We start from the raw sequence: 14,063 nt of genomic DNA on the forward strand, positions 1-14,063 counted from the left end.
ACGAAGGGTTATGGTGGAAACCCCCCCTCGGGCCGGTCCGTATCCCCCCCCACGGACCGGCCCGTTTTTTTGTGGGCCGGAGCCGGGCCCCGGGCCCGGGCCGAAGGCCCTGCGGCCCGGAGCCTCATTGAGCCGACGTCAGCTGCGGCCGGCCCAGATGTTCGTGCCCGCCGTGTCCACGGCGAAGACGTCGATCGCCTTCAGCTCCTCGGCGGTCAGCGCCGGACCCGCGAGGGCCGCCACGTTCTCCTCCAGCTGCTTGACGCTGGACGCGCCGATCAGCGCCGAGGTCATCCGGCTGTCGCGCAGCACCCACGCGATGGCGAGCTGGGCGAGCGACTGGCCGCGGCCCCGCGCGATGTCGTTGAGCCCGTTGAGCCGGCGGACCACCTCGTCGGAGAGCAGACCCGGGTCGAGGGACTTGCCCTGGGTGGCGCGCGAGCCCTCCGGGATGCCCTGCAGATACTTGTTCGTGAGCAGGCCCTGGGCGAGCGGCACGAAGGAGATGCAGCCCATCCCGGCCGCCTCCAGGGTGTCGAGCAGCCCGTCGTCCTCGATCCAGCGGTTGATCATGGAGTAGGACGGCTGGTGGATCAGCGCCGGTACGCCCATCTCCTTGAGCAGCCGGGCCGCCTCGGCGGTCTGCTCCGCGTTGTACGAGGAGACGCCCACGTACAGGGCCTTGCCCTGCTGGACGGCGGACGCCAGGGCGCCCATCGTCTCCTCCAGCGGGGTGTGCGGGTCGAAGCGGTGCGAGTAGAAGACGTCGACGTAGTCCACGCCCATCCGCTTCAGCGAGGCGTCGAGCGAGGACAGCAGGTACTTCCGCGAGCCCCACTCGCCGTACGGGCCGGGGTGCATCAGATAACCGGCCTTGGTCGAAATGACCAGTTCATCACGGTACGGTGCGAAATCCTGGGCGAAGAGCTTGCCGAAGTTCAGCTCGGCCGAACCGGGCGGCGGGCCGTAGTTGTTGGCCAGGTCGAAGTGGGTGACGCCGAGATCGAAGGCGCGGCGCAGGATCGCCCGCTGGGAGTCCAGCGCCCGGTCGTCGCCGAAGTTGTGCCACAGGCCCAGCGAGAGGGCGGGCAGCTTGAGGCCGCTGCGTCCGGTCCGGCGGTACTCCATGGAGTCGTAGCGCGTATCGGCGGCACGGTAATACAGGTCGGGGGAGAGGTAATCAGTCACGTTTCATTCCTTATCACGGAGTTGTGACAGACCGGGTTGGGCCCCCGTGACCCGATCGCAGTAATGTGGCCGCTTCGGGGAACGCCGATGTGCGGCGCGGCGAAGGCCCGCGCGGCCCGTGCCAGTGGTAGAGGCGCGGCCGCCGAGGGATCGCGCGGGCGCCGCAGACCGTGCAGCGATCCCCTGTGGGGGGACGGCCCCCGGACCCCCGGCGACGGGGAGGGCGGGCCCGGGCCCGTACGGAACCGAGAGGGTGAACGCAGTGAACTTCCGCGACCTGGTGTACAGGCTCTACGCGCGCCGGGTGGAAGGCCGCCTGGACCACGACCAGGTGCCGAAGCACATCGGGGTCATCCTCGACGGCAACCGGCGGTGGGCCAAGGCCTCCGGCGGATCAGCCGTGCAGGGCCACCAGGCCGGTGCGGACAAGATCTCCGAGCTGCTCGGCTGGTGCGACGAGACCGATGTCGAGGTCGTCACCCTCTGGATGCTGTCCACGGACAACTTCGACCGGCCCGAGCACGAGCTGAAACCGCTGCTCGGCATCATCGAGAACACCGTGCGCAACCTCGCCGCGGACGGGCGCTGGCGCGTCCACCACGTCGGCACGCTCGACCTGCTTCCGGCCGAGACGCAGACGGTCCTCAAGGAGGCCGAGGAGTCGACGTCCGGTATCGATGGAATAATCGTCAATGTCGCAGTCGGCTACGGCGGCCGCCAGGAGATCGCGGACGCCGTCCGCTCGCTGCTCCTGGAGCACTCCGAGAAGGGCACCAGCTTCGAGGAGCTGGCCGAGGTCGTCTCCACCGACCTGATCTCCGAGCACCTCTACACCCGGGGCCAGCCCGACCCGGACCTGGTGATCCGGACCAGTGGCGAGCAGCGGCTGTCGGGCTTCATGCTCTGGCAGAGCGCCCATTCGGAGTACTACTTCTGCGAGGTCTTCTGGCCGGCCTTCCGCAAGGTCGACTTCCTCCGGGCGCTGCGCGACTACGCCGCCCGCCACCGCCGCTACGGCGCCTGAACGGCCCTGCCGCACCCGTACCGCCCGATGACTCCTCTATATAGGGGAGTCATCGCGTATATAAGGGGCCACCGCGCGTCCACCGGGACTTCTCCACACCGTGTCATATGCGGCGGCATGGCTTCGCGCGATAAAGGGAATACCCCTGTCAGGTCGACGTCCGGTCATCAACCAGGCGGATGTCGTGTCCAAGTGAGCGGCGCCAAGACCGCTCGCCCGGGAGGCCCTTTGCACACGAAGGACCGTACACAGCGTGCGGCCGACGCGGAGGCCGTGGTCCGGCCCGCGCAGTGGGGCCCGATCCCGGTCCGTCCTCTCCCTTCGGGAAGCTCCGCGACCGTTCGTCGCACTCCCCGACCTCGTCCGAGGGGGTACGTCCTTCCGTGGTGACCAGTACTAAGCGCCGCATGCCCGACAGGCGCACCTACGTTCTCGACACCAGCGTCCTGCTGGCCGACCCAGGCGCCATGGCCCGCTTCGACGAGCACGAAGTCGTGCTGCCGATCGTGGTGGTCACGGAACTGGAGGCCAAACGGCACCATCCGGAGCTCGGCTACTTCGCCCGGCAGGCCCTGCGCCTGCTGGACGACTTCCGGGTCCGGTACGGCCGGCTGGACGCCCCGATCCCGCTCGGGGATCTGGGCGGGTCGCTCCGTGTCGAGCTCAACCACTCCGATCCCGGCGTCCTGCCCGCCGGCTACCGGTTGGGGGACAACGACTCACGGATCCTCGCGGTCGCACGCAACCTCCAGGCCGAGGGGTACGACGTCACGGTCGTCTCCAAGGACCTGCCGCTCCGTATCAAGGCCTCCTCCGTGGGCCTCCTCGCCGAGGAGTACCGCGCGGAGCTCGCCATCACGGACTCCGGCTGGACCGGCATGAGCGAACTGTCCCTCGCCGGGGAACAGATCGACCTGCTGTTCAGCGAGGAGACGCTGTACGTCCCCGAGGCCGCCGAGCTGCCCGTGCACACCGGCCTGGTCCTCCAGTCCGAGCGCGGCAAGGCGCTCGGCCGGGTGACGGCCGAGGGCAATGTGCGGCTCGTGCGGGGCGACCGGGAGGCCTTCGGCATCCACGGGCGCAGCGCCGAGCAGCGGATCGCCCTCGACCTCCTCCTCGACAGCGACGTCGGCATCGTGTCGCTGGGCGGACGCGCGGGCACCGGCAAGTCGGCGCTGGCCCTCTGCGCGGGGCTGGAGGCGGTGCTGGAGCGCCGGCAGCACAAGAAGGTGATGGTCTTCCGTCCGCTGTACGCGGTGGGCGGCCAGGAGCTCGGCTATCTCCCCGGCAGCGAGGCCGAGAAGATGAGCCCCTGGGCGCAGGCGGTCTTCGACACGCTCTCGGCGGTCGCCGGGCGCGAGGTCATCGAGGAGGTGCTCGGGCGCGGGATGCTGGAGGTCCTGCCGCTCACCCACATCCGCGGCCGCTCGCTGCACGACGCGTTCGTGATCGTCGACGAGGCGCAGTCGCTCGAACGGAACGTCCTGCTGACCGTGTTGTCCCGAATCGGGGCGAATTCGCGTGTCGTGCTCACCCACGACGTGGCCCAGCGGGACAACCTCCGGGTCGGCCGGTACGACGGAGTCGTCGCCGTCGTCGAGAAGCTGAAGGGCCATCCGCTGTTCGCCCACGTCACGCTCACGCGGTCGGAGCGTTCGCAGATCGCCGCGCTGGTGACCGAAATGCTGGAGGAAGGCCACATCTGACCCGCATGCCCCATTGATGCCGCCCGGCGAGCCAAGGAGCTTAGCCGGGCGGCATTGTGCTGCGCCGTCATTTCCGGAAAACCGGTGGCCCAAACGGGGTGTGACCTTTCCCACGCAACACAGAATTGCCTCCTGGCGTCCCCGTCCGGCAGAGTCTTGCTTCCGTCAGGCCCCGCATACGGCACTTGGGCACCTCCAGAGGTGCCACGCACCACACAACTCAACACGAGACGCCCGTATGCCGCCCGCGAGCACCACGCGGCAGCCTCCTCACCGGGGTTGCCCATCGGGCCCGTGCCTCCCGTGACCCACGCAGTAGGGAGGCCAGCGCCAGGGGCACGAACGCGCCCGCGAGGTCACCTAAGCGGGCGATGCTGGAAGGACACCATGTGAGCCGGATCTCGGTCCGGGGGTTCGCCGTGGCATCTGCCACCGCGGTCACCACCGTAGGCGCCGTCGTAGGCGTTGCTGCGGGCGGCACTCCTGCCGCCGACGACAACAACTTCGAGGCGGCCGCAGCCGACACCACGCTGCTCGCAGACATCCCCGCGGGCCAGCAGGCCGCGGTCCAGACCGCTTCGCTGACGCAGCAGGCCGATGCCCAGGCATCCGCCGCCGACGCCGCCGCGAAGAAGTCGGCCGAGGAGTCGGCCCGCATCCAGGCCGCCAAGGACGCCAAGTCCAAGAAGCAGGCGGCCGAGGACCGGGTCGAGGCCGAGCGCAAGGCGGAACAGAAGAAGAAGGAAGACGCCGAGCGCGCCAGCCGTTCTTCCGTCCGCGACGCCTCCTCGTTCTCCGCGCAGGGCTCGTACAGCGTGGCCGAGGTCCAGGCGATGGCCCGTCAGATGGTCCCCGCGGACCAGTTCCAGTGCTTCAGCAACATCGTGAACCACGAGTCGACCTGGAACTACCGCGCGTCCAACCCGTCCTCCGGGGCGTACGGTCTGATGCAGGCGCTCCCGGGCTCCAAGATGTCCTCCGCCGGCGCCGACTGGCAGACCAACCCGGCCACCCAGATCAAGTGGGGTCTGAGCTACATGGACGGCCGTTACGGCAGCCCGTGCGGCGCCTGGTCCTTCTGGCAGGCCAACAACTGGTATTAGAGGGAGCGGGCGAAGTCCACGGACCGCCCTCTCAACCTCGCGAGGCCCCTCACCGTCCAGACGGTGGGGGGCCTCGCGCGTGTACGGTCGCATCCCGGTGTGCGGTGAGTGCCGACAGCGCTGGGCGGCGAAGATGGGGGAAGGAAAGAGAGCATGTCGAAACTGCCGGGCTGGCTGGGCCGCTTCGGTTCCGAACTGACGGAGCTGGGCGCGCGACTGGAGGAGCGACGGGCGCGCGCCGTCGACGACGACGAACCCCTCGTGCTCCGAGGGGACCCCGCCGTCGCCGAGGCCGACGACCCCGGGCAGGTGCCCGCGCCGCCCAGTTACGCCCCCTCGGTCGCCGCCAAGCCGGATCCGGTCGCGGCGATCCCGTGGGGGATGCGGGTCGCCGCCGAGGCCGGCTGGCGGCTCCTCGTCCTCGCGGGGACGCTCTGGGTGCTGATGCGGGTGATCAGCGCGGTCCAGCTCGTCGTGCTGGCCTTCGCCGCCGCGCTGCTCGTCACCGCGATGCTCCAGCCGACCGTCGTCCGGCTCAAGCGGTTCGGGCTGCCGCACGGGTTCGCCACCGCCGTGACCGCCGTCCTCGGGTTCGTCATCATCGGCCTGGTCGGCTGGTTCGTGGTGTGGCAGGTGATGGAGAACCTCGACACGCTCTCCGACCGGGTCCGCGACGGCATCGACGAGTTGAAGCGCTGGGCGCTCGACAGCCCCTTCCACGTCACCGAGTCGCAGATCAACGACCTCGCCAAGAACCTCAACGACACCATCGGCACCAACACCGAGGAGATCACCTCCGCCGGGCTCCAGGGCGTCACCGTGATGGTGGAGTTCCTCACCGGGCTGCTGCTGGCGATGTTCTCCACGCTCTTCCTGCTCTACGACGGCCGACGCATCTGGGAGTGGTCGCTCAAGCTGGTGCCCGCCGCCGCCCGCCCCGGGGTCGCCGGCGCGGGACCGCGCGCCTGGCGCACCCTGACCGCGTATGTGCGCGGCACGGTGCTCGTCGCCCTGATCGACGCGATCTTCATCGGCTTCGGCCTCTACGTCCTCAATGTGCCGCTCGCGGTGCCGCTGGCCGTCTTCATCTTCCTGTTCGCCTTCATCCCGCTCGTCGGCGCCGTGGTCTCCGGAGCGCTCGCGGTGGTCGTCGCCCTGGTCACCGAGGGCGTGTGGACCGCGCTGTGGGCGCTGGTGGTGGTCCTGGCGGTGCAGCAGATCGAGGGCCACATCCTGCAGCCGTTCATCCTCGGCCGCGCGGTGCGGGTCCATCCGCTCGCGGTGGTCCTCGCGGTCGCGACCGGCGGGCTGGTCGCGGGCATCGGCGGCGCCGTGGTCGCCGTACCGCTGGTCGCCGTGATCAACACGGTGGTCGGCTATCTGCGCTCGTACGGTGAACCGGGCTCGCCGGGCGAGAGCGGCGGGCACCACGGGGCCACCGCCCTGTCGATGACCCCGGCGCACGCCACGGCCGCCCCGGCGGCGCCACCGGCTTCACCCGGTCCGCAGGACGCGCCGGGCGAACGCCCGCAGGAGAACCGGCCGCCGCAGGAGTAGCGCAGCGGCACGGAACGCGAAGAAGAGCCCCGGGGACGGTCGGTCGTCCTCGGGGCTCTTCTCGTATCAGGGGTGGTGCGGTGTCACTGCTCGGCGAGTACGGCCTCGGCGTCGAGGGTCACACCGACCGCCTGGATCACCGAAGCGACCTTGACGGCTTCCTGAATGGTCTCACGGTCCACGCCGGCCTTGCGCAGCACCTGCTCGTGGGAGTCCAGGCACTGGCCGCAGCCGTTGATCGCGGAGACGGCGAGCGACCACAGCTCGAAGTCGACCTTCTCCACGCCCGGGTTGCCGATGACGTTCATCCGCAGGCCCGCGCGGAGCGTGCCGTACTCCGGGTCCGACAGCAGGTGCCGGGTCCGGTAGAAGACGTTGTTCATCGCCATGATGGCGGCCGCCGACTTCGCCGCGGTGTACGCCTCGGCGGAGAGGTTGGCCTTCGCCTCGGGCTCCAGCTCGCGCAGCACCTTCGGCGAACGCGAGGCGATCGCGCAGGCCAGCACGGTGCCCCACAGCTGCTGCTGCGGGAGGTCGCTGTTGCCGATGACCGAGCCGAGGTTCAGCTTCAGGTCCTTGGCGAAGTCCGGTACGGCGGACTTCAGTTCGTCGAGAGCCATGTCGGTATCAGCTCACTCGCCCGAGAGGAGCGCGACCGGGTCGAGGGTGTTCTCGCCCTTGGTCCAGTTGCACGGGCACAGCTCGTCGGTCTGCAGGGCGTCGAGGACCCGCAGGACCTCCTTGGGGTTACGGCCCACGGAACCGGCGGTCACCATCGTGAACTGGATCTCGTTGTTCTGGTCGACGATGAAGACGGCGCGCTGGGCGAAGCCGTCCTCGCCCTCGATGCCGAGGTCACGCATGAGCTCGTGCTTCGAGTCGGCCAGCATCGGGAAGGGCAGGTCGGTCAGGTCCGGGTGGTCCTTGCGCCAGGCGTGGTGCACGAACTCGGAGTCACCGGAGAAGCCGAGGACCTGGGCGTCACGGTCGGCGAACTCCTCGTTGAGCTTGCCGAAGGCGGCGATCTCGGTGGGGCACACGAAGGTGAAGTCCTTCGGCCACGCGAAGACGATCTTCCACTTTCCCTCGTAGGTCTTGTGGTTGATCTGCTCGAACTCCTTGCCGCTCTCCAGCGAAACGCAGGCGGTCAGGTCGAACTCGGGGAACTTGTCACCGACAGTGAGCACGCGCTCTCCTTGCAACGTCTGGAATTCCCTTTTTGAGGGTCTTCCTGAGGGTTGGACGGGCTCCACCTTGGCACAGAGTGCATTGATCACGGAAATAGCTACACTCGGTCGAGATGATCGGAGGTGCCTATCAGTGGCGCAGGTAAATCAGGCCATACGACCCAAGCAGTCCGGTAAGTCGCCCGGCAAGCAGCCCAGTCTGTCGCAGCTGCGCGCCTTCGCGGCGGTGGCGGAGCATCTGCACTTCCGGGACGCGGCGGCAGCAATCGGGATGAGTCAGCCGGCACTCTCCGGAGCGGTGTCCACCCTGGAGGAGGCACTGGGTGTCCAGCTCATCGAGCGTACGACGCGCAAGGTGCTGCTCTCGCCCGCCGGGGAGCGGCTCGCGGTGCGGGCCGGGGCGGTGCTGGAGGCCGTCGCCGCGCTGATGGAGGAGGCGGAGGCGGTCCGCGCCCCGTTCACCGGAGTCCTCCGGCTCGGTGTGATCCCGACCGTCGCCCCGTATCTCCTGCCCACCGTGCTCCGCCTCGTCCATGAGCGCTACCCGCAACTCGACCTCCAGGTCCACGAGGAGCAGACCTCCTCGCTGCTCGAAGGGCTCGCCGCCGGGCGTCTTGACCTGCTGCTGCTCGCCGTGCCGCTCGGGGTGCCGGGCGTCACCGAGATCCCGCTCTTCGACGAGGACTTCGTGCTGGTTATGGAGCAGGACCACTGGCTCGGCGGCCGCGCGGACATCCCGCGCGACGCGCTGCGCGAACTGCCGCTGCTGCTCCTGGACGAGGGGCACTGCCTGCGCGACCAGGCCCTGGACATCTGCCGCGAGGCGGGCCGCACCCAGGGCGCCCCGGTCACCACGACCGCCGCCGGGCTCTCCACCCTGGTCCAGCTGGTCGCCGGGGGACTCGGTGTGACGCTGCTGCCCCGGACCGCCGTGACCGTGGAGACCGGCCGCAACGAGGCGCTGGCCACCGGGTACTTCGCGGACCCGGCGCCCACCCGGCGGGTCGCGCTGGCGATGCGGACCGGGTCGGCGCGGGGCGGCGAGTTCGAGGAGTTCGCCGCCGCGCTGCGCGAGGCGATGAAGCCGCTGCCGGTGCGGCCGGTCGACGCCCCTCCCGTATGAACGCATGCGGGTGCGGCCGGACGTCCGCCCGGCCGCACCCGTGTGATCCCCGCGCTCCCGCTACTCCGTCCGCAGCCCGTCCGGCCGCATCAGCCGCCACAGCGAGGGCATCGACGCCGCCGTCACCAGCAGGATCAGCCCCGCGCCGACCCCCGTCAGCGGCAGGAACAGCCACCAGTCGGAGACGGACTTCGCGATCATCCAGGCCAGCACGGCGCCCAGCCCCAGCCCGCCCACGACCGCGACCACCAGGCCGAGGAAGACCGGGACGGCGGTCTGCCACAGCACCGACCAGCCCATCGTCGTACGCCGGGTGCCGAAGGCGACCAGCACCGACAGCAGCCGCTTGCGCTCGCGCAACTGCTCCACCTGGGAGACCAGCATCGAGGCGGCGATCAGCAGCAGCACCACACTCGCCCCGACCTTGAGCCCGGTCTGGATGCTGTCGTACTGGCGGTCGCGCTCCACCGAGTCCAGGGTGACGAAGCGCATCCCGGGATCGATGCGGGCCGCCGTGTTCCGTACGTGCTCCGCGACGTCCGGCACGCTCCTGTCGACCCGGATCTGGGCGGTGATCTGCGCGCCGGGCAGCGTACTCGCGTCGACCGCGCCGGTGGTGGCCATGATCCCGTAGTGCGGGTCGCCCATCGGGTCCTTGCGGCCCTGCACGGTGGGGGAGTCGGCGGGCAGGGTCCACCGCAGCGGCTTGCCCTCCCCGGTGCCGATCTCGACCACCTGGCCCTTGCGGGCCGTCCGGTCGACCCAGGCGGACATGTCCTTGTCTCCCGGCGCGTGGACGACGAAGGTGTCGCCGTCCTCGCAGGAGGTGATCCGGGCCAGCTCGCGCAGGGTGTCGCAGGTGCCGACGGTCATCGAGGTGGTGGGCGGGATGTCGTCGTCGGTGTAGACGCCGGGCTTGGACGCGTACGCCTGCACCGAGCCGATCACCACCTCCACGCCCTTGGTGGCGCGGAACTGCTCGATGGCCGAGGTGGCCGCCTCGCCGGTGACATGCTCCGAGTACCCGGCGAACTGGGCCCGCGTGGGGTCCTGGCCGGTCGCCCGGTTGAAGTCGGCGTTCATCGCCGCGAACAGCATCTGGAGGGCGATGGCCCCCGCCACCGCCACCGTGACCCCGCTGACCGCGCGGGACGCTGCCCCGCTGCTCAGCTGGAGCCTGCGCACGGCCAGTTGCCAGGGCACCGGACCGCCGCGCAGCCGCTTCACACACGCCTCGACCAGCCACGGCAGCAGCAGGGCGAGACCGACCAGCACCAGCACGGCCCCGCCCGCGATCGGGAACGGCTTCACGGGCTCGTACGCGTACTCGTCGACCCGGCCGGTGATCCCGAGCATCGCCAGACCCGCGACGGGCATGAGCAGCCGCCACCAGAGCCGGCGGCCCCGGTTCTTCCCCCGGCGTACGACACCGAGCGGCTCGATCACCACCGAGCGCATCGCGACCAGCGTGACGAGCACGGCGGTCAGCGGCACCGCGACCGTGATCAGCAGGGCGAGCAGCGGATCGGGCACCACGTCGGCCGGGAACGCGCTGACGTCCCAGACCTCCACCGAGCCGACGAACTCCCGCCCCACCAGGAAGAAGACCAGCCCGATCAGCAGCCCGAGCACCGCCCCGAACAGGGCCTCCCCGGCGGCGACGCGCCGGGTGGTGCGGATGTCCGCGCCGACCAGGCGCAGTGCGGCGAGCCTGCGGTCGCGCCGTTCGCCGCCGAAGCGCACGGCGGTGGCGATGAAGATGGCGACCGGCACCAGCAGCACCACACAGACCATGACGGTCAGCACGACGAGCAGCGGCGGGAGCGGGTCGGCCTCGCGGTGGGCCCCGTATCCGGAGACCCGCCCGGCGCCGGCGGCGGGAGTCAGGGTGTCGCTGCCCGCGTAGTAGAACAGCTCGTTGGGTGAGCGCAGTCCCGCGTCACCGATCGTGCCGGTGATGTCGTACGGCAGCCGCTCGCGCAGCAGTTCGTTGCCGGGCTCTTCGAGCAGCTCCTTCAGCGCGGGGGAGACCACCATCTCGTCGGGCCCGGGGAAGCGGGCCACCCCCGGAGGGCGGACGGGCGCCGAACCGTCGGCGCGCAGCAGCCGGCCGACGACGGTCCGGTCGCGGTACTCCGTGCCGGTGTCGAGCCGCAGCACCGAGGTGTCCGACTTCGCCGAGTCCGCGCTGGAGGCCTTCACCTCGCTGCGGGCCTGCTCGCGTGCGTTCCGCTCGTCGAGCAGATGCGGTACGGAGGAGGCGAGCAGCAGCAGGGCGACGCCGAGGCCGACGCCGACGGCGGTCAGCAGCGTACGGATCCAGCCCTCGCGGCCGCCGGCGGCCGCGAACCGGATGCCTAGGCCGAGGTCCCGGAGGGGGGCCGCGCCACGCGAGGGCGGCTTCGGGCTCTCCGGTGCGGCGGGCGGGGCCGTACGGGAATCGAGCAGGGTCATGCGGAGTGCTCCAGGTCGCGGGCCCGGCCGTCGCGCACGGTGACGTCACGGTCGGAGTAGGCGGCGACACGGGCCTCGTGGGTCACCAGGACCACGGCGACATTGGCGGACCGGGCGGCCTCGGTGAGCAGCTCCATCACCCGCTCGCCGTTGAGCGAGTCCAGCGCGCCGGTCGGCTCGTCCGCGAAGATCACCTTCGGCGAGGCGGCCAGCGCACGGGCCACGGCGACCCGCTGGCCCTGTCCGCCGGAGACCTCGCCGGGGCGCTTGGCGCCGAGGTCGTCGACCTCCAGGCGCTCCATCCACTCCAGCGCGGTGCGCTCGGCGGCCTTGCGCTTCACGCCGTTGAGCCGCAGCGGCAGGGCGACGTTCTCCACGCAGGTCAGCTCCGGGACGAGCTGGCCGAACTGGAAGACGAAGCCGAAGTCGCTGCGCCGCAGGGCGCTGCGCTCGGCGTCGGACATCGCGGACAGCTCGCGGCCCGCGTAGGTGATGGTGCCGGAGTCGGGCGTGATGATCCCGGCCAGACAGTGCAGCAGGGTCGACTTGCCGGAGCCGGACGGGCCCATCACGGCGACGACCTCGCCGGGGTGCACGGAGAACGACGCGCCGTCGAGGGCGGGTGTCGAACCGTAGGTCTTGCGCAGATCGTGCGCGGCGAGCAGGGAGCCTTCGGGAATCACGGAGCCACCACCTTGGCGAGCTGGTCGAGCCGGGCGGCGGTCAGTTCCAGCCAGCGCAGATCGGCTTCGAGGTGGAACAGGGCGTGGTCGCAGATCAGCTGGTCGGCGAGGTCGCCCTTGCGCTTGCGGTCGGTCAGGATGCGCATCATCCGCAGATGCTCCGAGCGCTGCGAGTCCAGCAGATCGGCGGCGCTGCGATCGGTCAGGAGCGCCAGGACGACCTTGGTGTAGAGCGTCGACTGGAGGTAGGGCTCCGGCTTCTCGGGCTGGGCCAGCCACCGCGAGACATCGGTGATCCCGGCGTCGGTGATGGCGTACCGCTTGCGCTCGGGACCTCCTTCGCTCTCGACGCCGTCGACCTCGACGAGCCCGTTCTTCAGGAGCCGGGACATCGTCGAATAGACCTGGCCGTAGTGCAGCGGGCGGTCCTGGCCGAACTTCTCGTCGAAGGTCCGCTTCAGGTCGTAGCCGTGTCGGGGGCCGGACTCCAGGAGCCCGAGGAGGGTGTGACCGATAGACATGAGAAGCACTCTACACGGTGTGTATACCTGCTGTGTATACGCGTCCGGAAAGCGACCCCGGCCCGGAGGAACGGGCGGGGGTCGCGGTGTCGGCGGTGCGGGGTCCCGGTGCTACGGAGTCTCCTGGGCGCCGGTTCCGGGCGGGGCCTCAGGCTCCTCCGGCGGCTGCTTGGGCGGGCGTCCCCGGCGGGCGATCGGCCGCGCCGCCCCCGGCAGCCGGCCCGCCTCCGCGAGCGCCCGCCGCAGCAGGAACTCGATCTGCGCGTTGGCGCTGCGCAGTTCGTCGGAGGCCCAGCGCGCGAGTGCGTCGTGCACCGCGGGGTCCAGCCGCAGCAGCATCTGCTTGCGCTGCTGCGGCCCGGCCGCCGGTTTCCGCCGGGGAGGCGTCTCGTCGGTCACTGGTAGAGCGTGCCCGTATTGAGGACCGGCTGGGCGCTGCGGTCACCGCACAGCACCACCATCAGATTGCTGACCATGGCCGCCTTCCGCTCGGAGTCCAGCTCCACGATGTCCTGCTCGGCGATCCGGGCCAGGGCCATCTCGACCATGCCCACCGCGCCCTCGACGATCTGCTGGCGGGCCGCGACGACCGCGCCGGCCTGCTGGCGCTGGAGCATGGCGGAGGCGATCTCGGGGGCGTACGCGAGGTGGCTGAAGCGCGACTCGATGATCAGGACGCCCGCGGCCTGCACCCGGGCGGTCAGCTCGGCGGCCAGCTTCTCGGTGATCTCCTCCGCGTTGCCGCGCAGCGAGAGGCCGTCCTCCTCGTGGGCGTCGTACGGGTACTCGATCGCGATGTGCCGTACGGCCGCCTCGGTCTGGGTGGCGACGAACTCCAGGAAGTCGTCGACCTCGAAGAGCGCCTGGGCGGTGTCCTCGACCTTCCACACGACGATCGAGGCCAGCTCGATCGGGTTGCCGTAGGCGTCGTTGACCTTGAGGACGGCGGTCTCGTGGTTGCGGACGCGGGTGGAGATCTTGCGGCTGGAGGTCAGTGGGTTGATCCAGCGGAGCCCGTCGGCGCGGATGGTGCCGACGTACCGGCCGAAGAGCTGGATCACCCGGGCCTCGCCCGGGGCGACCATCTTCACACCGCTCATGCAGAAGAACGAGGTGATCACGAGGAGCACCCCGAGGATGAGGAGCGGGACGCCGAGCGCGTTGTTGCCGTTCGCGCCGGTGACCCCGCCGACGATGGCGAGGCCGACCCCGGCGAACACCCCGAGGACCGTCAGGAGCAGTCCGAGGCCGCCCGGGATGGAGTGTGCCGTGACCTCCCTGACCTGCGGTGCGGGCATGTCGGGAGCGTCGACGGCGAGATCGGCCGCGGCGGTGTCCGGGCGGTGGTCGTCGTGCTGTGCGGTCATGGGATCCCCCGTTCGGCGCGGTATCGCACCGCGCTAGCAATGTGATTACACATTAATGGTTTTCGCAACCTTGTCCACCCCTGGGGAGTCGGTTCCTAGGGAACGGGTGCTGATTCTCACGTCCGTAAAAGGCCGGATCGCTTGTCTTTT

General features: G+C 70.3%; 13 protein-coding genes. 5 read left to right on the plus strand and 8 right to left on the minus strand.

The window, feature by feature from the left end; genetic code table 11:
- Window positions 1–138: 138 nt before the first annotated feature.
- Entirely contained in the window at window positions 139–1,188 is a 1,050-nt protein-coding gene (gene mgrA, locus ACSMXR_RS24305) for an L-glyceraldehyde 3-phosphate reductase (protein WP_218524922.1), read from the minus strand.
- Window positions 1,189–1,450: 262 nt separating this feature from the next.
- Here mgrA and ACSMXR_RS24310 point away from each other — a divergent pair, with 262 nt between their 5' ends.
- From ACSMXR_RS24310 to ACSMXR_RS24325, 4 genes are all read left to right on the plus strand, one after another.
- The gene (locus ACSMXR_RS24310) at window positions 1,451–2,212 is read left to right on the plus strand and encodes an isoprenyl transferase (protein ID WP_103509985.1); all 762 of its coding nucleotides are present in this window, start codon (window positions 1,451–1,453) and stop codon (window positions 2,210–2,212) included.
- Window positions 2,213–2,595: 383 nt separating this feature from the next.
- A complete protein-coding gene (locus ACSMXR_RS24315) occupies window positions 2,596–3,918 on the plus strand; it encodes a PhoH family protein (protein ID WP_103509986.1) in 1,323 nt (440 codons plus the stop codon).
- Window positions 3,919–4,307: 389 nt separating this feature from the next.
- On the plus strand, window positions 4,308–5,021 hold the full coding sequence (locus ACSMXR_RS24320; protein ID WP_381906471.1) for an aggregation-promoting factor C-terminal-like domain-containing protein: 714 nt from the start codon (window positions 4,308–4,310) through the stop codon (window positions 5,019–5,021).
- A gap of 153 nt (window positions 5,022–5,174) precedes the next feature.
- A complete protein-coding gene (locus tag ACSMXR_RS24325; RefSeq protein ID WP_473169909.1) occupies window positions 5,175–6,578 on the plus strand; it encodes an AI-2E family transporter in 1,404 nt (467 codons plus the stop codon).
- An 83-nt stretch (window positions 6,579–6,661) separates the two neighbouring features.
- On the opposite strand, the gene ACSMXR_RS24330 is transcribed toward ACSMXR_RS24325, so the two are convergent.
- Together ACSMXR_RS24330 and ACSMXR_RS24335 are read right to left on the minus strand one after the other, a co-directional pair.
- Window positions 6,662–7,198, minus strand: a complete 537-nt coding sequence (locus ACSMXR_RS24330; protein WP_103534245.1) for an alkyl hydroperoxide reductase — start codon at window positions 7,196–7,198, stop codon at window positions 6,662–6,664.
- A 12-nt stretch (window positions 7,199–7,210) separates the two neighbouring features.
- On the minus strand, window positions 7,211–7,765 hold the full coding sequence (locus tag ACSMXR_RS24335; RefSeq protein ID WP_007452441.1) for a peroxiredoxin: 555 nt from the start codon (window positions 7,763–7,765) through the stop codon (window positions 7,211–7,213).
- A 133-nt stretch (window positions 7,766–7,898) separates the two neighbouring features.
- Here ACSMXR_RS24335 and ACSMXR_RS24340 point away from each other — a divergent pair, with 133 nt between their 5' ends.
- Complete coding sequence (locus ACSMXR_RS24340; protein ID WP_137231952.1) at window positions 7,899–8,888, plus strand: hydrogen peroxide-inducible genes activator; 990 nt, start codon at window positions 7,899–7,901, stop codon at window positions 8,886–8,888.
- Window positions 8,889–8,948: 60 nt separating this feature from the next.
- Here ACSMXR_RS24340 and ACSMXR_RS24345 read toward each other — a convergent pair whose 3' ends face one another.
- The 5 genes from ACSMXR_RS24345 to ACSMXR_RS24365 form a co-directional block, all read right to left on the minus strand.
- The gene (locus ACSMXR_RS24345; protein ID WP_381906469.1) at window positions 8,949–11,342 is read right to left on the minus strand and encodes an FtsX-like permease family protein; all 2,394 of its coding nucleotides are present in this window, start codon (window positions 11,340–11,342) and stop codon (window positions 8,949–8,951) included.
- Window positions 11,339–12,025: an ABC transporter ATP-binding protein gene (locus tag ACSMXR_RS24350; RefSeq protein ID WP_218524920.1), complete on the minus strand. Its 687-nt coding sequence runs from the start codon at window positions 12,023–12,025 to the stop codon at window positions 11,339–11,341. Before ACSMXR_RS24350 ends, ACSMXR_RS24345 begins: the two co-directional genes overlap by 4 nt.
- On the minus strand, window positions 12,022–12,546 hold the full coding sequence (locus ACSMXR_RS24355) for a PadR family transcriptional regulator (RefSeq protein WP_030630714.1): 525 nt from the start codon (window positions 12,544–12,546) through the stop codon (window positions 12,022–12,024). The genes ACSMXR_RS24350 and ACSMXR_RS24355 overlap by 4 nt, the downstream gene beginning before the upstream one ends.
- 111 nt (window positions 12,547–12,657) lie before the next feature.
- Window positions 12,658–12,945 carry a type II toxin-antitoxin system antitoxin gene (locus ACSMXR_RS24360; RefSeq protein ID WP_137231949.1) on the minus strand — a complete coding sequence of 96 codons (288 nt, stop codon included), beginning with the start codon at window positions 12,943–12,945 and terminating at the stop codon, window positions 12,658–12,660.
- Window positions 12,942–13,913: an SPFH domain-containing protein gene (locus tag ACSMXR_RS24365; RefSeq protein WP_103537121.1), complete on the minus strand. Its 972-nt coding sequence runs from the start codon at window positions 13,911–13,913 to the stop codon at window positions 12,942–12,944. Before ACSMXR_RS24365 ends, ACSMXR_RS24360 begins: the two co-directional genes overlap by 4 nt.
- Window positions 13,914–14,063 lie beyond the last annotated feature (150 nt).

The organism is Streptomyces sp. DSM 106670 (assembly GCF_055792845.1).

What these genes read in the sequence shown, in the direction of transcription:
- ACSMXR_RS24330 (WP_103534245.1), bottom strand. Translation starts at nt 7,198, where the DNA reads ATGGCTCTCGACGAACTGAAGTCCGCCGTACCGGACTTCGCCAAGGAC.
- ACSMXR_RS24355 (WP_030630714.1), bottom strand. Translation starts at nt 12,546, where the DNA reads ATGTCTATCGGTCACACCCTCCTCGGGCTCCTGGAGTCCGGCCCCCGA.
- ACSMXR_RS24365 (WP_103537121.1), bottom strand. Translation starts at nt 13,913, where the DNA reads ATGACCGCACAGCACGACGACCACCGCCCGGACACCGCCGCGGCCGAT.
- ACSMXR_RS24345 (WP_381906469.1), bottom strand. Translation starts at nt 11,342, where the DNA reads ATGACCCTGCTCGATTCCCGTACGGCCCCGCCCGCCGCACCGGAGAGC.
- ACSMXR_RS24325 (WP_473169909.1), top strand. Translation starts at nt 5,175, where the DNA reads ATGTCGAAACTGCCGGGCTGGCTGGGCCGCTTCGGTTCCGAACTGACG.